The following is a 21,491-nucleotide window of genomic DNA, read 5'->3' as shown; positions in this document are numbered from 1 at the left end:
CATTTCAGCATTTCAGCATTTCAGCATTTCAGCATTTATGTCCATTCTTTGCGATAAGCAAGTGGTGTACAATCCACTCTAGCTTTGAACAAATTAATAAAATGCGACACATTGTAAATGCCGACTGCGCTGGCAATCTGCTGAATACTTTTATTCGAATAACGCAGCATATTTTTTGCAGCATTGATTCGGATATTAATTAGGTATTCAATTGGCGGTAATCCGATATACTGTTTGAAATCTCGACTGAGTTGAAACTTGTTCGTGTTGTATTTTTGAGCCAGATCGTCGAGAGTGATTGGATCTGTATAATGATTTTCCAGAAACTGCTGTAAATCCAGAATAGAAGCAGGGATTGCATTATTTTTCTCCCCGGTATGAATCGAAGTCAGTACAACCTCAGTAAGCAGCTGGACAATGAGCTGGGAGCTTATTAGCTCTGTTTTATTATTCCGAGGAATCTGGACATGGAGCAGTTGGCGCATCAATTCAGGAATGCTTGAGGATTCGGCTAGATGACAAACAGGAATCTGTCTTTGGCAGAATTGTTCATAATATCCATCCAATGTTGATCCCTGCACATGCACCCATAGAAACTCCCAATCGTCTTCTTCCATTGCTTCATAACGCTGGTACTCCATACAATTAATAAAAAACAGGTCGCCCTGACCAACTACATGCTGCTGCCCTTGATAATGCAATCTGCCACGTCCAGAGAGTGTGTGCAGAATTAAGTAAGAGTGCAGACGCTCCCGCTCCGTGAAGTAAGGAAAGGTTGTCTTGAAGCGACCGATCTCCTGTACAAAAAAGTAAGTCGCTTGTGCAGTTGAAGACGGAGTAAGAATCAGACGGGTAGAATCGTCTGCCTCTATATATGAAGCTTTTTCCTGTTCGCTCATCATCAAATCGTCCTCCTGCATAGATCACATATATAGAGAAATGAATCTTAACTATGAATAGCCAGGGATGAATTACATTTAAATTGTAAGCGTTATCTTATAAATTGGCAATTACTTCATGTGTAAAGATGTAGGTATTTTTGCACAATATGTATAGGATACGAGCAACAAGTACCCGAAAAGAGATTCAAAAGAACAAAACAAGTAATAGGACGGTTTCTCCAAAATACAATTATAAATAGAAAGAAACGATTCGACAAAAAAAGCTGCTGTCCCTTTTTCAACATAGAAAAGCCCCCTTATCCGGCCGGAAAGGAGGCAGCATACTAAAAGAAAATAGCTGAAGCGCCTTACTGTGTAATAGGCTAAGCAGTGGTCGATTTTCCATCCTATCCATTATAGTAAACCACTTCGGTAGCGATCGATCCGATTGAACCTGTCATGGATGCTACCATACGAAAAGTGCCCCAATCCGACGTCCAAATAGAAAAATGGCGATATCCTACAGGTTGGTCGAAAATTGTGACTTCAATTGGCTCCCATTTGCCTTTATCATAGTTATACTTTTCTGTAGAGAAAATCATATGTTCACCAGGATCCATATCATATCGAATATCTATACTGCTCGTATCGGGTGTATTCCATGAATAACTGTAAAAAACATTTTGATCCGGAGTAAACAGATGGGAGTCCGAATAGAAGCTGCCACCCATAGGTGATACTTGATCTGGAGCAGCTGCCTGAACAGACGTAGAACCAACAATCAACATACCTGTTAGACCCAGACAGATCATGAACATCCTCATACACTTTTTCATTATTCTTTCCTCCGTATCCTTATAGAATATTAAAACAGGAGAATCAAACGCAAGAGATATATGCAGTCACCGGAATATTCGGTACAGCAACCCTCCAATCGTATGAAGTACCCATCCCGGAAGAGGAAAGATAATATGTATTGGGTCATAATGGGAATTTACCATATAATTCTCATGACTGCTATGGTCAAGAGAACTAAATCCATATAGTAAGGATGATAAAAGACAAAGTAAAAAGGCCACCCGCAGGTGGCCTTTCTAACCCAGATGGCGCTATTTAACTTTGACCGCATCCCGCGCCGCCGGAATTCTGATAATTAAACCAGAACCTCGGTTTGGGTAAAGGACGCGTTCAACATATGACTATTGATGTTGACGCACCTCCTTTCTGTATGAACTTATTTTAGCATAGGTTTACATAAACTTCTAGTACTATTTGCAAAAAAAGATAAAAATAAACTCTGTTGCGTGTGTAATGACATATGAAACATATCAGAAATACATCAAATTCATGATTATTTATTAAAGAGCTGAATTAATAGGTGAAATTTTGCCGAATTCCTGTATAATGCCTAATAAACACAGTCAAATTATACGGAATCTGTGAATTTATTAAATAAGCAGATGACAATCGATCATCTTCATTATAAAGTGTATCTACCGGTAATCACAAATGTCTCACTATCAAAAGTTTAAACGCATTAACTTGATAATTGCTATTACTCTGGTAAGATAGGTTTTGCACAGCGTTTGACTTTATATATGCTTATTTATAAAGGAATATTTTATGAAATTAGAAATCGAATTGATTCCCGATTCAACGATGATGATCAATCTTCGACAGCAGTTGAGCTCCTATCGTTGGCGCCAGCTGTCCAGACATATTCAGGAACGAGATCAATATACATGTCAGATCTGCAGACGTGTCAAGGGTGAACAGATCGACAAACTTCATTGTCATGAAGTATGGGCTTTTGATGAAGAATATGGTATCCAGTATCTGATCGGTCTGCAATCTCTGTGCTTTAAGTGTCATATGATAAAGCACATTGGGTTTGCAGAAATGAATGGCTGGATTGAGAAGTACCAACTGATCGAGCATTTTTGCTGGGTAAACCAGGTAGCAGCTGCCGATTATGCTATTCACTTTCATGAAGCGGTACAATTATGGATAGCTCGCAACCGGATCGACTGGATCGTTGATCTTGGCGATTATACCGCCTATGAGATGCCTAAGCGGGGAGTAGAATAAATTCGGATAATGTGAGCCTGGCTATTATGATTACATAGTCTCCTGCCTATGACTTGTTTATACATGCATTATAAAAAAAAGACACTGCAAAGGTAAGCGTGTAATTTAACACATCCGATATGTATACCATCTTTATTATAAATTGAACTCATATTAATCAAAACGCTGATGATTACGCGGTCCTGTCGCTGCTGAATTTCCAGAACCTACACAAAACTGGATAGCTTGACCGGAAGCCGGATATTCGTAGTAAAATCAAAGCTGATTGCGAATTGCATAACATGGAATTTTAGTTAAATTCACGCTTTGATTAAAACGATATTTTGTAGTACATTAGCTGTTGAAGAAAGAGGAGGTTTCTAATGTACTCAAGCAAACAGAGTGACGCTCTACACATCATGACCTACACCCTGAATAGTGGTATCAAGGGCACTGTGCCTTTATCTAACCAACAAATTGAAGAATGGCTTGAAAGTTACAGAACCAATACCCGTTTCATCACCAGTATCGGCAAGGAATTTTTCGGTTTGAATCCGGAACTGGTCGCTGATTTTAAAGTACAGAATCAATTTTCCGATTATCAGCGTGTGCTGGTGCCCAATCAGCCGGAAGAGGCTGTAGACCATCTAAGCTCCGCATATAAACAAAATGAGATTCTGATTAAAGTGGACTGCAAATGCGGAACCGCTTATACAACGGATTCGCCATTTATGCGTACCAAATGGTACTGCACCAAATGCAAGGAGATTGTTTTCCTGGATCCGAAAAAAGGCAAAGTCGAGACCTCACGCGGAGAAGCATTTTATATGACCAACAAATACTTCGTTGAGCGTGGTCCGATCGAATAACAAATACAGTCTGTAGACAGCGTGCTTCCCGTAACTCATACGGGGATATAGCTGGAAACAGACTGTTTGTGTGTCGTCCAAGGATGCATAACAATAAAAATAATATATAAACCCAAATATGTCTGTTCGCAAATACAACTTGTTGTAAAGACATGATGTGCATCCAAATAAAGGCTTGCGGAAAGCCGTAACAGTCAACAGGAAAATAGCAGGCAAGAAGAGCATCGCAAATAGCTTTGTTCCTGGTCTGGAGCGGGATTTGCCGGTCATGCATGAACTGCAGTTCGCAGTATGTTATAATACGGGGCATGTGTCCGGGCAAATGTTCGGACTCAAGTTACCGAAAGGAGGATGCGATATGCGTTCATCAATGCCGTCATACCGTTCTCGTTCGCTGCCGGTAGTCCGTTTGACGATCTGGATTGTACTGACCTTGTTATGGATGGGACTGATTTTCAGTGTATCCAACCAGCCGTATCAGCAGCAGGATATCAAGCCGCTATTGTCGGACTGGATCGCGGAACCGTCGCTTGAAGCGTTTACGCCATCAATTGAATTTACATATGGAGGGTATACTGTCAGCGGTCAACATCCTTATGATTTCTGGGAATTTTTTATTCGTAAGGCAGGTCATGTGAGTGAATTTGCACTGCTGACTTTTTTGTTGATTCGTGTATTTTCCCTGTTGACCGATGCTCGTTATGCTCCTCTGTTATGGGCTGGGCTTGTAGCTTATGCGTACGCAATGACAGATGAGTGGCATCAGAAATGGATTGCCGGTCGTACCGGTCATTTCTCGGATACGCTGATTGATGCTATCGGCATTGTGCTGATGGTTGTCATTTATATGCTGATACGGCGCCGCCGCTCCCGCAGCAGAGGCCTTCATTTTGGCTAAGTCAGAAAATGTACCTATCCAGATGTAGGAATAAGATACGATAGAATAAAAGGAGGACAGGTGAATCAAGCCTGTCCTTTTTTGTATGAAGATACTGTACATCCATATATGAAAGCGTTATTTTAATTACGGGTGATAACGTCTGCCGTGGAGCAGAGAAGGGTGGGAACAGATGGGTTATGATTCGAAAAGTACAGCGCAAAAACCGCATTGGTGGCATGTGAAGGATATAGGGGAGCGTCTTCGCTATACAGTCGGAAAGCCCGAGTACGAACAGTGGTGGCAGGATATTCGCGATTATGCAGAGCTGGCGGTATCAGAACGACTGCCTGTTTTGACGTTTGAAGCTTTCCGGGAGTTTGGCGATACGGGCGGACGTGAACAGTATGAACGGATTTATTTTGACAGACGGGGCCGGATTGGAGCGCTGGCGATGATGGTGTTGCTTGATTCACCCAGTGCACAAAATGGACGAACCGTACAGGAGTGGGCACAGGGTGAACACTCCTTATCTGATAATAATAGGAAGCAACAAAGAAAAAGAGAAGATTCCTTATTGCACAAGAACGAGGGAGAAGAAGTATCTCCATCTCTTGTATATATACATATACTTGAAGAAGCTCTATGGGATCTGTGCGGAGAATACACATGGTGTCTGAATGCGCATCTGCCTGCAGAAAGTCCTTATCCGGTATGGGAGGAGCTTGATCTGTTCGCTGCCGAGACAGCAGGTATGCTCGCCGAGCTGACTGTGCTGCTGAATGGCAAAGTAGATCATCGCATTATCCAGCGTATGCGTGATGAGGTACAGCGCCGGGTATTGCTACCTGCAGCTGATCCATCCCGTACTTTTGGCTGGGAGACAGCCGAGCATAACTGGTCTGCCGTATGCGGAGCAGGGTGCGGGATAGCGGCGTTACTGCTGCTGGAACAACCAGCGCAGACACAAGTACTGGAACGGATGACGAGAGCCGCAGCCCATTTTCTGAATGGATATGGAGAAGATGGAGGGTGTGCCGAAGGACTGGGCTACTGGGTCTATGGATTTGGTTACTATACGTACTTTATGGATATGCTGTCAGCGGCGGGATTGGATAAACAACAGACAATGAATGATCCGAAAATAAAAGCGATCGCGGCTTTTCCCGAATATATGCATCTGTCTGCCGGAAAGTTTGTTAATTTCTCGGATAGTGGAGAAGAAGAGATTCTTCCTCCGGGACTGTTGTCACGCTTGACGGAGCTAACTGGCAAGCCGTACTCCCTGCCTTTTGTTATGCCTGCGCTTCGGGAAGATCCATGCCGTCGCTGGGGGCATCTGTTGCGGAATATATTATGGGCGGAACCTCGCTTTTTTGCAGTACCCGGCGCCGTAGATACAGATCGAAGTATGTCTGAAGCTGCAAAAGTTACAGCTTGGGACGAAGCTCAGACAGAGGCGGTATATCATAGGTCTGGCGGAGAAATACCAGGGGCAGACGCTCAGGAGGATCATGAGCACGGAGGGCTATTCAATCATTACTGGCACGATTTGTGCTGGCTGGTTAGCCGGGCAGAACTTCATATGCAGACAGAATATAACATGACCAGTAGAGAAACAGCGGATACAGGGGACAAAGCAGCGTTTATAACTGTAGAGGCTCATATATCGGAATTAGAGGTATCAACTACAGAGGTTCATATATCGGAATCGGCAGTATCCACTACAGCGGGCTATCCATCCGAATCGACGGATCATGAGAAAGCTATGTATATCGCCCAGTCTTCGCTAATGAGCCACAAGTTCACAGCTGCTTTGGCTACCAAAGGTAGACATAATGACGAGCCGCATAATCACAATGATCTGGGCAGCTTTATTGTACATGCAGGTGGGGAGAATATTTTTTGTGATTTGGGAGCAGGGATGTATACACAGTCCTATTTTGCTCCGGGTCGCGAACAGATTCTAAATATCTCATCTGCTGGACATTCACTTCCGCAGATTAATGGCTGCGAACAGTATTCAGGACGCGCAGCAGCGGCGATTGTGGAACATGTCCAGACTGGCGATCATGAGGTGAAATTTGGACTGGATCTGACAGCGGCTTATCCCGCAGCTGCAGGCTTAAAAAGAATGAACCGGAATTTCCACTGGAAAATAAACGATAATAAACAGGAAATTAATTTGTATCTGCAGGATCATTTCCAGTTTGCTCAACTATCATCAGAATCTTCCCGGTATGATATATCGGTATACAAGGAAACAGAATATCATACTCAGAATCTGCCGAAAACGATAACAGAAAATACTACTTCAAATACAAAAGCTGCAAAAATGATGACTATAAATGATGCAGAAGAGTTGATAGATATGAAAAACACTATCGATCCAACGGATACGAAATCGACTACAACTACCACGTATACAACAGGTAAAGTTAATGCTCTAGCTAATGAATTGCAAGCTGGAGAAGAGAGGTTAGTATCGCAGTTCAATAATACGGAAGAAAATATAAAACGGACGGCTGTTAATCAGGTTATCGAGCGTCTGATCAGTCATGTACGACCGGTTGTGCATGCTCATGAATTGATCTGGACAGGAGAACGGGCCGAGATCAGACTGCAGATTCCGGAGGAGCAATATAATGTTGAGGTAGAGACAATTGACCATTATGATCATGATGGTCGTCCGATAGTAGTGTATCGTACTTCGCTAACTGTCAGAAAGGAATGGATGATAGAGCTGCCGATGCAGGAACTGCATTGCAATCTGGAATTTGCTATTCGGCCGCTTCTATAATCAGCGATCTATATGAGGTAGACCAGCCTCCCAGCAGAGGTGTACAGATAATCTGAATCCCCCAAAGCCGCATGACCTTTTAACCAAAGGATCATGCGGCTTTTGGTATGTAGTTGCATATGTAACCGGAAATTTTTACTTTTACAGAATGAAAAAGTAAAATCTGTCTTCAAATGAGTCATATTTGTGTCTTATGAGATGCAATTCTGCCCGTTACAATAACAACAGCAATACAAGTTGGACGCTGTCGCAGTCCGCGGCTGCAGCAGCGTCCCTTTCGCCAGGAGGTGTTGGTTTAATGGATCGTTCTACATCCGCTTCATCCTCGTCCAGGCTCAGTCGCTCCAGATCATGGTGGTCCATGACTGCTAAAGAGACGCTGGCCGGGTATCTGTTTGCTGCTCCCATGCTGCTCGGATTGACGGTATTTATTCTGATCCCGATGATTTCGCTGTTTTTTATCAGTTTGACCAAGTGGAATTTTATTCAGGGACTCAGTGGAGTAGAGATGGTAGGTCTGGATAATTTCAGGCATTTATTTCAGGATAAGACCTTTTTCGTATCGATGTTCAATAATCTGAAACTGCTGCTTGCTGTACCGGTCGCTTTGTTCCTGTCACTGATTATTGCGATCGTGGTCGATGAACTGGTGTATTTCAAAGGTTTTTTCAAAATCATTTACTTTATGCCTTATATCTCCAGTATCGTGGCAGTTGCCATTGTTTTTCAGATTTTGTTCCATCCTTCCCAGGGGCCGATTAATGGATTTCTGATGTCGCTGGGGATCGAGAATCCACCCAAATGGCTGGCTGACCCGACGTATGCACTGCCTTCCATTATGCTGATTATTATCTGGACCTCGATCGGATTTAATATGATTGTGTATCTGGCAGGTCTGCAGGCTATCCCCAAAGATCTGTATGAAGCAGCCGAAATCGATGGTGCCTCCAAATGGCGGCAGTTCGCAGCCATTACGGTGCCGATGCTCTCGCCGACTACCTTTTTCCTGTTGATTACAGGTGTTATCTATTCATTCAAAACATTCGATCTGATCGCTGTACTGACTCAGGGCGGTCCTGCCAAATCAACGAATGTAATGGTCTACGAGATTTACGATCAGGCTTTTGTTAATTTGAAAATGGGTTATGCGGCGGCAGAGTCGGTATTTCTGTTTGCTGTTATTCTGCTCATTACTGTTCTGCAATTCTGGGGACAGAAAAAATGGGTCAATTATTGATACCAATTGGAGAAGAGGGGTATTCCTATGGATCAACCGCTGAAACCGGCCCTGCCCGCACACAGCTCCAAACCATCTTCCGGTTCATCGGTTACTTTGACGAGGATTATTGTAACCGCTATCATGCTTGTAGTTGGTATATTGTTTCTGCTCCCATTTATATGGATGCTATCAGCTTCGTTCAAGACTGAAGCCGATGTGTTCCAGTACCCGGTGCAGTGGATTCCGCATACATGGAATGCGATTGAAAATTACCGTACGGTCTGGTTTGGTGACCCGCCATTTATTTTGTATTACTGGAACTCGATCAAGGTATCGGTTATGACGATACTGCTCTCTGTTGCTGCTTCGGCGATGGCAGCTTATGCCTTTTCCAAAATTAAATTTCCCGGTAGAGATACATTATTTGTAATTGTACTGCTGACGTTTATGATTCCCGGACAGGCGCTGCTTGTTCCACAGTTTATTATGTATCGAAGTCTGGGGTTGTTCGATACCCATATCGGACTGGTGCTGCTCGAATCGTTCAGTGCCCTCGGTACCTTTATGCTCAGACAGGCCTTTATGTCGATTCATACCGAGTTTATTGAATCGGCGAAAATAGATGGTGCTGGTCATGCACGGATCTTTATGCAGATTGCATTGCCACTTGTGCAGCCGTTTATTGCGACCTATGCCATCCTGCGGTTTATATGGACCTGGAATGATTATCAGGCACCGCTCATCTTCCTTCGTTCGCCGGAGCTGTTCACGGTGCAGCTGGGGATTAACCGGTTTGCGGATGCAACAGGAGAATATTATTCCCTGATTATGGCAGGTACCTGCTCGGCGATCCTGCCGCTGCTGATTGTCTTCCTGGTCGCACAAAAGCATGTCATTGGAGGAATTGCTCTGGGCGGAGTGAAAGGCTGAACAGGATTGCCCGAATTGGAAAATGGATTGTATAGTACCTAATGCCGAGGAGGATTATAATGAAGATAAAAATGATAGGTATACTGGGCTTGTGTCTTATGCTGCTGTTGGCAGGCTGCGGTTCTTCGCAGAAGGCAGCGACCACAGCTGACGGGAAGAAAAGTATTACCTTTTATACCTGGTATACCAAGGATCAGTTCAAGTGGGATCAGGTATATGCTGCCTGGCAAAAGAAGCATCCCGATATTGAAGTGAATTATGTGGGCTTGTCCGAAAAAGGCGATACCGAGGAATATATCAAAAAGCTTGATCTGGCCGCCGGGTCGGGTGAAAATATGGATATCATTATGGTGAATAATTCACTCACGTATGCCCAGCGTGTTGATATGGGAATGTTCGCTCCGCTGACTGATCTGATCGACTTTAAATATGATGACGAATACCTGGCCGATTTTGCAGTAGATGATGTGCGTTATGCGCTGCCAGGCAAGCGGTCGATTATCTATGTACTGCTGAACAAGGACCGTTTGGACAAAGCAGGGCTGAAAGTACCTCAGGACTGGACATGGGATGAATTCCGCGAGTATGCCAAAAAGCTGACTGCGCCGGATGGCAGCTACCATGGAGTGTATTTCCATACATGGGCTTCCCAGACGCTGCTAAAACTGTTCAATCAGCCGGAGAATAATAGCTACCTCAAAGCCGATGGAACGTCCAATATGGATGATCCCAATCTGCGCGCTTCCTTCCAGCTGCGTTATGATGCCGAACATACCGATCATTCGGCCGTACCGTATAGCGATGCCATTTCCCAGAAACTGAATTATCGTGACCAATTCCTGAGCGGCTCTGCCAGTATGCTGGTTATGGGCAGCTGGATGAATTCCACGATTGCAGGAACAGCCGAATCGGCTCCTGACTTCAAAGTAGCAGTAGCTCCATATCCCAAAAACAAGGCTGATGACAAAACCATTTATACGAGTAATGATTATGACTACTACGGGATCGGCGCTGGATCGGACAAGCAGGACCTGTCCTACCAATTTATTCGCTGGATGACTACCGAGGGTATTCAGGCTCAGGGAACCGATATTTCTTCCTGGAAACAAGCGGATGTGAGCAAAGCGCTCGAAAGTATCGTTAACAATGGTACGCATCCGGAGAATGTCGATCTGCCATCACTGACACATACTTTTGAAGTGAGCAAAGGCATTAACAAGCCGCCTGCCGTACCGTATCTGTCCGAGATCGAATCGGAGGTTAATGCAGAGTTTGAGAAGTACATTTTGCAAAAGCAGGATCTCGATACGACAATCACCAATGCCGGCACAATTGTGCAGCAGATTATAGACGCCAATAAGAGCTAGATGAATTCATGATTGCAGCAGTATTTGCCGTATTCGATACACACTATTACTGAAATGAGGCGGACCGTATGAAACGATGGCGCAGCATCCTGCCTACTTCACTCCGTGGGAAGCTCATCGTCTCTGCGGTCTGTTGTCTGCTGCTTACGATTGGAGCAGGCACTCTATTATCCAGCTGTATGACCAAAGGCATGATGAAAGAAACCGTCGAGCAAAATGCCGGCGATTCGCTGGATGCCGCCAATCTGTATTTAACCGATCAGATCAATCGGCTGATCTATATCTCCAATTATCTATATCTGGATAATGAGCTGAATCTGTCGCTGAAATACCAGCAGAGTGGTTTCTATGTCGGACAGACAAGAGCTTCGGATATTATGCGCAAGCTTGACAATCTATCCTATGCCGGTGAGCGGGTATATATCTCGGTCTGGAACGGCGATGGAACGATGATGTACAGCAATTTTCAGTCGGATCAATATCAGGTTAAAGGGCTCGATATGAGCAGCCTTGTTCATAGTGAACAATTTACACCCGGCGGACGGCTGAATTTCTGGCTGCATCCGTCCTATTTGCAAATGAACGATCAGAGTAAGCCTGCCTATATGCTGTCGGTCGCCCGCAGTCTGCGTCTGCTATCCGGTCAGGTATATGGCTATGTGGTTGTCAGTATGGATGAACAGCGACTCAGAGAAGTGCTGAATCAATACCGTTCCACGATACAAATGATGGTAGTAGGACCTGACAACAAGATTATCTCCCATCCCGATGAGACGAAAATTGGACAGCCATTTGACAAAAGTTCTCTGGCAGACAGGGATATGCTGGAAGTGGAGCGGAACATGTCCGTTTCCGGCTGGCGTCTGGAAGGGCTGGTACCCTACGGAGTGGCTGCACAGAAGATTAACCGGATCTACCAGGTGACCTCCACCGTGCAAATGGTTGTAGTGCTGCTTTTTTTGCTGCTGTTGATGTTGGGTATTGCCCGCATGACCAAACCAATCGCCAAGCTGGCCCGGGTCGTTCGCAAGATTGACAACAATCATCTGCATATCCGCTCCGGCATACGAGGAGACGATGAAGCCGGATTGCTGGGGCAGTCGCTTGACGAAATGCTGGATCGGGTGGAACGTATGATTGTTCAGGTGAAGCAGGAGCAGGGCGAACGGCGCAGGGCGGAACTCGAGATGCTGCAGGCACAGATCAATCCGCATTTTCTGTTCAACATTCTGGGAGCCATTCGAATGGATCTGCTGCTTCAGGGCTCAGAGGAAGCTGCCCGGCTGCTTGGCTCACTGTCTTCGCTGCTGCGGATGACAGTGAATCGTGGCAATGAAATGATTACACTGCGGGAAGAACTGGAGACGGTACAGCACTATATATGCCTGGTTGATTTCCAGCGGGAAGTCCGGGTGCATCTGGACTTGGAATTGGAACCGGCTGTCATGGAAAAGCTGCTGCCAAGATTTATAATTCAGCCGCTTGTTGAGAACGCTTACCAGCATGGATTATCCAAGTATGGAGGAATTCTCTGGATACAAGGCTGGATCGAACAGGATTGCCTGTGGCTCAGTATTCGCGACAGTGGAGAAGGAATGACTATGGAACGTCTGCATCAGGTACGTCAGCAGATCATTAAGCTTGCCGATGAGGATAATACGGATGGAAATAAAAGTATTACTTATGAAGAGAAGCCAACCGGTAAGGAGATCACACAGTATATGTCCGTAGAGTCAACATCTGCAAGCACAGGAACGTCAGCTTCAGATACATCCTCCAGTCTACCCGGTGTATCAGGAATTGGACTACGCAATGTCATTCGCCGTTTGTACATGATTTATGGAGCAGACGTAGAGGTTCGCATAGACAGCCATCCTGGAGAAGGTACAGAGATTGTGCTTGGACTGCCTTTGAATGCAGGAAATCGCCGTAGTGGTGATGTCTCCATGACCAATAATGTGTCTGAATGATCGTACGATATCCTATTTTCATGAACGTCGAAAATAGATTGCGCAGCCACGCCGATGATGAAAGAGATCGCCGGAATATCAGAACGCAGGAGGGTGAGTGAAATGCACACTATCATTTTAGTGGACGATAATATGCCTGTACTCAACTATCTCTCCCATTCGATTCACTGGGAACAGCTCGGCTTGTTATTGAAAGGAAGTTTCAGCAGTTCCGAGGAAGCGCTTGCTTATGTGGAAGAACATCCGGTAGATATACTGGTTACCGATATCGGTATGCCGGGTATGAACGGTATTGAACTGATTCAGCGTATTCAGGCCATGTTGCCCCGTCTGCAGTCGGTGATCATTTCCTGTCATGGCGAATTCCTGTATGCCCAGCAGGCGGTTAAACTCGGTGTACGAGATTATCTGCTTAAGGAAAATCTGACTGCGGAACAGCTGATCCCTGTGCTCCAGGGGATATGCCAGCGGTTGGATGAGGAACAACAGGAATCACAGGAACGTCATCGCTTGCAGGAAGAGCATCGTCGTCATCGCCTTCTGCTAAAGCGCAAATTTACTAATGAGTTATTGTCCGGCAGTGCGAAGGATGAGCGTTATGGTATTCAGCGGCTGCAGCATTTTGGATTGGATGTGCAAGGCAGGCAGCTGCTGCCTGTCTATTACAGTGTAACTGCCAATGCAGAGCGCAAACAGTGTTTTCATGATATGGATCTGTTTGCATTTACCGTGGAAAATATTGTGGAAGAAGTAGCCGAGAGTTCCGGTATGGCTATTCATCTGAGCAAAAGCACTAACGAAGGCTATATCTGGTTCGCACTACCACAGCATTCCGCCTTGGAGCAGGAAAACAGTATGCAGGATGTCATGTACCGAATTATTCACAGTGTACGCAAATTTGCCAAAGCACAGATTGTAGTGGTAGCAGGCAGTCCGACTCCACATTTTCTGCAGGCAGTACAGCAGGTCATTCAGCTACAGGATCAGTGCGAGCGTTATTTTTATTTGCCTCCCTCGGCGATCTATCGCTTTCCGGTAACGGTGGCATTTGAGCAGGAAAGTGAATTGTTTGCCGACTATGCGGCGGCTGCGGAAGCACTGACAGATGCGCTGCGCTCCGATGAGCAGATGGGCAGCTGGATTCAACAGTGGATACAGAAAATAGCCAGGGAGCATTATCATCCGGAGACGGTAAAAACATTTATGCTCAAGCTTGCGATTGACTGGCAACTCAAACAGCAGCAGCTGTACCAACAGCCATTTGCCGTACCGGTCGAGCAGCTGCATCGTCAGATGGCGGCGATCCGTCACCAGTGTGAACTGGAGGAATGGATGCATACTACATTTCGTGCACTGGCGGCGCTGTGTGCGGATTGGACCGGACAGCCGGGCTGCCGTCCGGAGATTCACGAAGCGCGTCAATATGTGGAACAGCATATGCATCGGCTCGTTCGGCTGGAAGAGGTAGCGGAACATCTACACCTGAATCCAAGCTATTTCAGCCGATTATTCAAGCGGGAGACCGGAGAGACTTTTATCGAATATGCGACACGCACCAAAATGCAGCGGGCCCGCGAATGGATTACTTCCGGTCACGGCACGGTTGAAGAAGTATCCCGGATGCTGGGTTATCAGTATAAAAGTTATTTCCTTAAGCTGTACAAATTGTATACAGGTCATACACCTGTCAAAAGCAAAGGAGAGAAGTTATGAACAGTGCTGCACCCGGAACAGCGTCATCTCCATGTAGCGATCATTTATAGAGAGTTTATTTTCAAAACTGATCCGCCAGCCGTATTGACGACTCTCTGCCGAAATGGACTATAATAGAACAGACGTAAGAAGGTTAACGACGACGAGCCGGGCACATTGTGCCTGGTTTATCGCGTTTATGGATACAAATCATCAGCTGTCCTGCAGGGTAAAGAACAGCAGATTGACAGAAAGGAGCAAGATCATATGAACAAAGAAGAGCATCAGGAATGGGTTCAGCAGACAGAAGCCTTGCTGCGGCAGGAGAGATTAAACCCCGAAGATGCAGAAGCTGTACAGAAGCTGCTCGATATTGTAAATGAACTGACCGCCGAGAACAAGCGTCTGCGTACAGCACTCGTTAAAGCCAATTCCAATAAACCCCGTATGTCCAGCCGTCTCAAAGACGCATTGTACGAATAAAGGTGGTATGTCTGATTTGCGTATCATCACTGACAGACATAGAGAACCGTACAAAGTTATGTTAGAATAAATCTGCATTTCCGTTATAATCGGATAGGCATCACTATTTGGCAGCAATCGAGCCGAGAGGAGAACAGACGAGATGAGCGGTTATCAGACAGATTCAACCTACACAGAAAACACCGCAGCAGCCAGTCGGAGCGGCTATATCAGCCCCAAGGCAGCAGCTTATCTGGCAAGCAGACGCACACAGGGAATATCGCTGGAACGCATTGTGTTCCTGGGTAGAACTTTCGAGGAATACATGTCCATTCTTGGACTGGAAGAAGATCGACTACAAGGACAACGCATTTTGGACTGCCCCGCAGGTGCATGCTCTTTTGCAGCCGAAGCTTCGCAGTACGGAGCAGACGTTACCGCTGTTGATCTGGCGTATCATTTTGGTAATGAAGAATTGTATAACAAAGGTCAGCAGGATATCGGGCATATGATTCAGGCTATAACAGAAGCCAGTGAGCAGTACGACTGGTCTACACTGGGCAGTATTCAGGAACTGGAGAAGCTGCGCATCCGGGCGCTGGAGCAAAGCACACAGGATCGCAAGCTGCATCCCAAACGATACATACCGGCAGTACTGCCGGATCTGCCATTTGCTAATGAGACCTTTGATCTGACCGTGTCTGCACACTTTTTGTTTTTGTATGCGGATCGTCTGGACGAAGAATTCCATATCCGTTGTCTGCAGGAGCTGATGCGGGTGACCCGTACCGAAATCCGGATTTTTCCGCTGGTCAATCTGCAGAGTGAACGGGTTGCTTTTGTGGAAAAAGCCGTTGCAGCGGCAGGCCAGGGCAGCTGGGAGATGCAGGAGATTGCTACGGATTACACATTTCAAAAGGGTGCTAACACGCTGCTTGTCTTGAAGCGTGTATAATATAGAACAGCTGTTTAGACCATTCAGGAAAAGAGAGTGAATATTCATTATGACGATTAATTGTGATATCGCAATACTGGGCGGAGGAACCGGTGGCTATGTAGCTGCGATTCGCGCGGCTCAACTGGGCAAGGATGTAGTCATTATCGAGCAGGATAAACTGGGCGGTACCTGTCTGCATCGTGGCTGTATTCCAAGCAAAAGCCTGCTGCGCAGCGCCGAAGTATACGCACTGATGCAAGACAGCGAACAGTATGGAGTAGCAGCAGAACAGGTCTCGCTGAAATTTGACCGTGTACAGTCCCGCAAACAGGGAATCGTAGATCAGCTGCACAAGGGTGTACAGTATCTGATGCGCAAAAATAAAATCCGGGTAGTACAGGGGCAGGGACGCGTAATCGGTCCTTCGATCTTTTCCCCACAGAGCGGCGCGGTAGCCGTAGAGCTGGAAGACGGCGAGATGGAGACCGTCGTATCGAAAAATCTGATTATCGCTACAGGTTCTCGTCCGCGTTCACTACCGGGTCTTGAAGCGGATGGACAGCTTATCCTGAGCAGCGATCATGCTCTGCAGATGGATCAGCTGCCAGCTTCCATGCTGATCGTTGGTGGCGGGGTAATCGGCATGGAATGGGCTTCGATGCTGAATGATTTTGGCGTACAGGTTACAGTGGTGGAAGCAGCATCGCAGATTCTGCCGCTGGAAGATGAAGAAGTGTCACGCGAGCTGCGCAAACTGATGGAAAAGCGCGGGATTACCATTTACACAGGAGCCGCCCTGCAGCTGGATTCATATCAGCCGGGTGAACAGGAGTTCACGATTCAGATGGTGCACCAGGAACAGACAGTAGCAATTACGGCTTCCCGGATGCTGCTGTCGGTCGGACGTCAGGCCAATGTAGAGACGATTGGTCTTGCGAATACGGATATCCGGGTCGAGAACGGATTTATCCGGGTAAATGAAAATATGCAAACCAGCGAATCGCATATTTATGCAATTGGCGATGTGATCGGCGGTCTGCAGCTGGCTCATGCTGCCAGTCATGAAGGGATCACTGCAGTCAATCATATTTGCGGACAGGAGACACATTATAATCCCGAGCAGGTATCCCGCTGCGTATATACTCGTCCCGAAGTGGCGAGCGTCGGTATTACGGAGAAAGAAGCAACTGCCCGCGGTGTCGATGTCAAAGTCGGCAAGTTTCCTTTCCAGGCGATCGGCAAAGCACTGGTATACGGGGAAAGTGATGGCTTTGTCAAAGTCGTGGCTGATCGTAATACCAATGATCTGCTCGGCGTACAGATCATCGGGCCACAGGCAACCGATCTGATCAGCGAAGCGGCTCTGGCTCAATTCCTTAATGCCACCCCATGGGAAATTGGACAAACTGTTCATGCGCATCCGACCCTCGCCGAGATTATGGGCGAAGCGATGCTGGCTGTGGATGGCAAAGCCATTGGCATGTAAAAGTGAATAATCATGAAGAGATGGACTTCCAATCGTCAGACTGGAGAAATCCATCTTTTCTTTTTGCTGCAGATGTGATTATAATAGGGTTAGGCTCAAGTCTTAGTACCAGGTTTTAAGACAAGCAGATATGAGCAGTATATGCATTTATAAAATGCTGTTCATGATGCACCATACAGGAGGCGACAGAGGATACAGACGGACAGACGTTTTCGCTGTGAATTTGCGCAATGACTGTGCGGGCGTGTAACCTTTATAGTGTAGGTTGTACAATATTGTCATGCTGGTAACCAGCCAAGAGGGAGAACCTTGTTCTCTCCGTCATTTATGAAGGAGGTACCTGTAATGAAAGCAGAAGGTACTATTGACCAACAAACACGGCACGGGAAGCTCGGCTTGTCCGATGCCCAGGCTATTGAAATTTATCGATATATGATGATGGCGCGCAAGTTTGACGAGCGTTCCCTGCTCCTGCAGCGCGCTGGTAAAATTAATTTCCACGTTTCCGGGGTAGGCCAGGAAGCGGCTCAGGTTGGTGCAGCTTTTGCACTGGATCGGGAAAAGGATTATTTCCTGCCGTATTACCGTGACTACGGATTTGTGCTGTCTGTCGGCATGACTGCGCGTGATCTGATGCTGTCGGCATTTGCCAAAGCGGAAGATCCAAACAGCGGCGGACGTCAGATGCCAGGTCACTTTGGCAGCAAGCGCCTGCGTATTGTGACAGGCTCTAGTCCGGTAACGACACAGGTTCCGCATGCTGTCGGCGTAGCACTGGCTGCAAAGATGAAGGGCGAGGAACTGGTATCATTCGTGACTTTTGGTGAAGGGTCCAGCAACCAGGGAGATTTCCATGAAGGCTGTAACTTTGCCGGCGTACATAAATTGCCGGTGATCATTATGTGTGAGAATAACCAGTATGCTATTTCCGTACCGATTCACAAGCAGCTCAGCGGCAAGATCAGCGATCGTGCACTGGGTTACGGCTTCCCGGGGATCCGGGTAGATGGTAATGATGTGCTGGAAGTCTATGCGGCTGTCAAAGAAGCACGCGAGCGTGCGATTAGAGGAGAAGGCCCAACGCTGATCGAAGCGATGGTCTATCGTCTGTCTCCGCATTCCACTTCGGATAATGATCTGGCTTACCGGACCAAGGAAGAAGTCGACGCCAACTGGGAAAAGGATGGCGTGCCAAAATACAAGCAGTACCTGATCGACTCCGGCATCTGGACCGAAGAGCAGGATCAACAGCTGCAAAAAGAATGTACCGAGATTATGAAAGAAGCGACGGAATATGCGGACACAGCTCCTTATCCGAGCGCGGATGACCTGCTGAAGCACGTATTTGCAGGGGACGGGGAGGATGTTCAGTAATGGCAATGATGGAATATATCGATGCGATTCGTCTGGCGATGAAAGAAGAAATGGCACTGGACGAGAATGTGTTTGTACTCGGTGAAGATGTAGGCGTCAAAGGCGGCGTTTTTACAACAACCAAGGGACTGCAGGAAGTCTACGGAGAAGATCGGGTTATGGACACACCGCTGTCCGAATCCGCAATTGCAGGGGTAGCTATTGGTGCAGCCATGTACGGTATGAAGCCGATTGCCGAGATGCAGTATTCGGACTTTATGCTGCCGGCAACCAACCAGATTATTAGTGAAGCTGCCAAAATCCGCTATCGTTCCAATAATGACTGGACTTGCCCGATCGTTGTACGTGCGCCTATTGGCGGCGGTATCTTCGGCGGACTGTATCATTCCCAGTGCATGGAATCTGTGTTCTTCGGAACAGCGGGACTGAAAATTGTAGCTCCTTATTCGGCTTATGATGCCAAAGGACTGCTGAAAGCTGCTGTTCGTGATCCGGATCCTGTACTCTTTTTTGAGAATAAAAAATGCTATAAACTGATTAAGGGCGATGTGCCTGAAGACGATTATGTGGTACCTATCGGTAAAGCCAACCTGCTGCGTGAAGGCGATGATATTACCGTAATCAGCTACAGCCTGCCGCTGCATTTCATTATGCAGGCTGCCGAGGAACTGGAACAAGAAGGCATTACAAGTCATGTACTGGATCTGCGTACGATTCAGCCGCTGGATCGCCAGGCGATTATTGATGCTGCACGCCGCACCGGCAAAGTACTGATCGTACATGAAGACAATCTGACCGGCGGTGTAGGCGGTGAAGTGGCTGCTATTATCGCGGAAGAGTGCCTGTTCGATCTGGATGCACCGATTCGTCGTCTGGCTGGCCCGGATTCACCGGCAATGCCAATCAACCCGCCGCAGGAAAAAGCGTATATGCTCAACAAGGATAAAGTGAAAGCAGCGATGCGCGATCTGGCGCTTTTCTAGAATATAGTCTAATCCGATCTATCAAAACAGCTGCCGTCATTACCGGTTCTACCGGAACACGGCAGCTTTTAGGAGTGAATATCATGTCCCAAAAAGGAAATCCGACCGATGTGGTAATGCCACAGCTCGCAGAGTCGCTGGTATCCGCTACAATCGCCAAATGGCTCAAACAGCCAGGGGAGACGGTTGAACAATATGAACCCATCTGTGAAGTAATCACGGATAAAGTCAATGCAGAGATTCCTTCCGTACTGGAAGGTGTAATGGGCGAACTGCTCGCTGCCGAAGGACAGGAAGTCGCAGTCGGCGAAGTGATCTGTCAGATCTACACTGAAGCGGGTTCTACAGAAAGTGCACCGTCTGCTCCAGCACAGACGCAGCCTGCTGTATCAGCTTCGGCTCCCGCATCAGCTCCGCAGCGTCAATCCCAGCCAGCTGCCGGCGCATCTGATGCCATGGCGGGCCGTTATTCACCAGCTGTACAATCCCTGGCTTCCGAGCATGGACTTAATCTATCCCTGATTCAGGGCACTGGTGCAGGTGGTCGCATTACGCGCCGCGACGTACTGCAAGCACTGGAAAATGGTACAGCTCAAGCATCAGCTGCTCAGCAGAATGCTCCATCTACTCCTGCTGCACAGCCATCCGCAAATGCTGCTTCGACTACAGACTATGCGGTTCGCAATTCCGGTATGCATCTGAGCGAGACACCGGCTATTCCCAAAATTGTACTGGAACAAGCCGAGACAGCACCGGCACGTGGCGAGCATCTAATCGATGTAACGCCGCTACGTAACAGTATTGCTCGCAATATGCGCCAGAGCGTGTCCGAGATTCCTCATGCATGGACGATGATCGAAGTAGACGTAACTAATCTGGTCATGCTGCGCAACAAGCTCAAAGAAGAATTTAAGCGCAGTGAAGGCATCACACTGACTTACCTGCCTTTCCTGATCAAAGCAGTTGTAAATGCGATCAAGGACTATCCGATTATGAACTCGGTCTGGGCAGTGGACAAAATTATCGTGAAGCGCGATATCAATGTCTCGCTGGCTGTTGGTACTGAAGACTCTGTAATGACACCGGTTATTCAGCGTGCCGATCAGAAGAATATCGCCGGTCTGGCACATGAGATTGAAGATCTGGCGCGTCGTACACGCGAAGGCAAGCTTAAGCTGGATGATATGCAGGGTGGTACATTCACCGTCAATAACACAGGTTCCTTTGGATCGGTATTGTCGTATCCGATTATCAACTATCCGCAGGCAGCGATTCTGACTTTTGAATCGATTGTGAAACGTCCAGTAGTGATCAATGATATGATTGGTGTCCGGTCGATGGTGAATCTGTGTCTGTCACTGGATCATCGTATTCTGGATGGGGTTATCTGTGGACGATTCCTTCAACGTGTGAAAGACAATCTGGAAAGCTATAATCTGGAGACCAAGTTGTATTAAGCTCCGGTTTGCGTTACATTGAAATAAAGCAGGCAGCAGGTTGCTGCCTGCCCTTTTGAATGAAATGAACTTATGAATAGGCATAACAGGTAGGTAAAGGTTGACAAACGTAACGGTTTT

The 21,491-nt window shown here is 46.8% G+C and carries 17 protein-coding genes; 15 read left to right on the top strand and 2 right to left on the bottom strand.

The window, feature by feature from the left end; all coding sequences use genetic code 11:
• Positions 1-35 precede the first annotated feature (35 nt).
• Both WH46_RS11280 and WH46_RS11275 read right to left on the bottom strand, forming a co-directional pair.
• Entirely contained in the window at positions 36-902 is an 867-nt protein-coding gene (locus WH46_RS11280) for an AraC family transcriptional regulator (RefSeq protein ID WP_052714204.1), read from the bottom strand.
• 386 nt (positions 903-1,288) lie between these two features.
• Positions 1,289-1,717 carry a hypothetical protein gene (locus WH46_RS11275; RefSeq protein ID WP_156172252.1) on the bottom strand — a complete coding sequence of 143 codons (429 nt, stop codon included), beginning with the start codon at positions 1,715-1,717 and terminating at the stop codon, positions 1,289-1,291.
• A gap of 787 nt (positions 1,718-2,504) precedes the next feature.
• On the opposite strand from WH46_RS11275, the gene WH46_RS11270 reads away from it, so the two are divergent.
• The 15 genes from WH46_RS11270 to WH46_RS11200 all read left to right on the top strand — a co-directional run bounded on the left by WH46_RS11270 (position 2,505) and on the right by WH46_RS11200 (position 21,371).
• On the top strand, positions 2,505-2,969 hold the full coding sequence (locus WH46_RS11270; protein WP_052714203.1) for a hypothetical protein: 465 nt from the start codon (positions 2,505-2,507) through the stop codon (positions 2,967-2,969).
• Positions 2,970-3,331: 362 nt separating this feature from the next.
• Positions 3,332-3,817, top strand: coding sequence for a hypothetical protein (locus WH46_RS11265; RefSeq protein WP_017815263.1), 486 nt, complete (start codon positions 3,332-3,334; stop codon positions 3,815-3,817).
• A 358-nt stretch (positions 3,818-4,175) separates the two neighbouring features.
• Entirely contained in the window at positions 4,176-4,715 is a 540-nt protein-coding gene (locus WH46_RS11260) for a VanZ family protein (RefSeq protein ID WP_052714202.1), read from the top strand.
• Between the two features lie 172 nt (positions 4,716-4,887).
• Positions 4,888-7,494 carry a heparinase II/III family protein gene (locus WH46_RS23375; protein ID WP_052714201.1) on the top strand — a complete coding sequence of 869 codons (2,607 nt, stop codon included), beginning with the start codon at positions 4,888-4,890 and terminating at the stop codon, positions 7,492-7,494.
• A 298-nt stretch (positions 7,495-7,792) separates the two neighbouring features.
• Positions 7,793-8,731 carry a carbohydrate ABC transporter permease gene (locus WH46_RS11250; protein ID WP_046226749.1) on the top strand — a complete coding sequence of 313 codons (939 nt, stop codon included), beginning with the start codon at positions 7,793-7,795 and terminating at the stop codon, positions 8,729-8,731.
• A 27-nt stretch (positions 8,732-8,758) separates the two neighbouring features.
• On the top strand, positions 8,759-9,643 hold the full coding sequence (locus WH46_RS11245) for a carbohydrate ABC transporter permease (RefSeq protein ID WP_017815259.1): 885 nt from the start codon (positions 8,759-8,761) through the stop codon (positions 9,641-9,643).
• Between the two features lie 59 nt (positions 9,644-9,702).
• The gene (locus WH46_RS11240; protein WP_017815258.1) at positions 9,703-11,010 is read left to right on the top strand and encodes an ABC transporter substrate-binding protein; all 1,308 of its coding nucleotides are present in this window, start codon (positions 9,703-9,705) and stop codon (positions 11,008-11,010) included.
• A 68-nt stretch (positions 11,011-11,078) separates the two neighbouring features.
• A complete protein-coding gene (locus WH46_RS11235) occupies positions 11,079-12,980 on the top strand; it encodes a sensor histidine kinase (RefSeq protein WP_046226748.1) in 1,902 nt (633 codons plus the stop codon).
• Between the two features lie 102 nt (positions 12,981-13,082).
• A complete protein-coding gene (locus WH46_RS11230; protein ID WP_046226747.1) occupies positions 13,083-14,693 on the top strand; it encodes a response regulator in 1,611 nt (536 codons plus the stop codon).
• Between the two features lie 246 nt (positions 14,694-14,939).
• Positions 14,940-15,155, top strand: a complete 216-nt coding sequence (locus tag WH46_RS11225) for a hypothetical protein (RefSeq protein ID WP_046226746.1) — start codon at positions 14,940-14,942, stop codon at positions 15,153-15,155.
• A gap of 142 nt (positions 15,156-15,297) precedes the next feature.
• Positions 15,298-16,089: a class I SAM-dependent methyltransferase gene (locus WH46_RS11220; RefSeq protein WP_052714200.1), complete on the top strand. Its 792-nt coding sequence runs from the start codon at positions 15,298-15,300 to the stop codon at positions 16,087-16,089.
• A 49-nt stretch (positions 16,090-16,138) separates the two neighbouring features.
• Entirely contained in the window at positions 16,139-17,557 is a 1,419-nt protein-coding gene (gene lpdA, locus WH46_RS11215; RefSeq protein ID WP_046226745.1) for a dihydrolipoyl dehydrogenase, read from the top strand.
• A 345-nt stretch (positions 17,558-17,902) separates the two neighbouring features.
• Positions 17,903-18,931: a thiamine pyrophosphate-dependent dehydrogenase E1 component subunit alpha gene (locus tag WH46_RS11210; RefSeq protein WP_017815250.1), complete on the top strand. Its 1,029-nt coding sequence runs from the start codon at positions 17,903-17,905 to the stop codon at positions 18,929-18,931.
• Positions 18,931-19,914 (top strand): alpha-ketoacid dehydrogenase subunit beta, encoded by a 984-nt coding sequence (locus tag WH46_RS11205; protein ID WP_046226744.1) that lies wholly within the window; start codon positions 18,931-18,933, stop codon positions 19,912-19,914. Before WH46_RS11210 ends, WH46_RS11205 begins: the two co-directional genes overlap by 1 nt.
• An 83-nt stretch (positions 19,915-19,997) precedes the next feature.
• Complete coding sequence (locus WH46_RS11200) at positions 19,998-21,371, top strand: dihydrolipoamide acetyltransferase family protein (protein ID WP_046226743.1); 1,374 nt, start codon at positions 19,998-20,000, stop codon at positions 21,369-21,371.
• Positions 21,372-21,491 lie beyond the last annotated feature (120 nt).

The sequence above is a fragment of the Paenibacillus dauci genome (assembly GCF_000971985.1).
Taxonomy (GTDB): Bacteria; Bacillota; Bacilli; order Paenibacillales; family Paenibacillaceae; genus Saccharibacillus; species Saccharibacillus dauci.
This window is presented reverse-complemented; position numbering and strand designations above follow the sequence as displayed.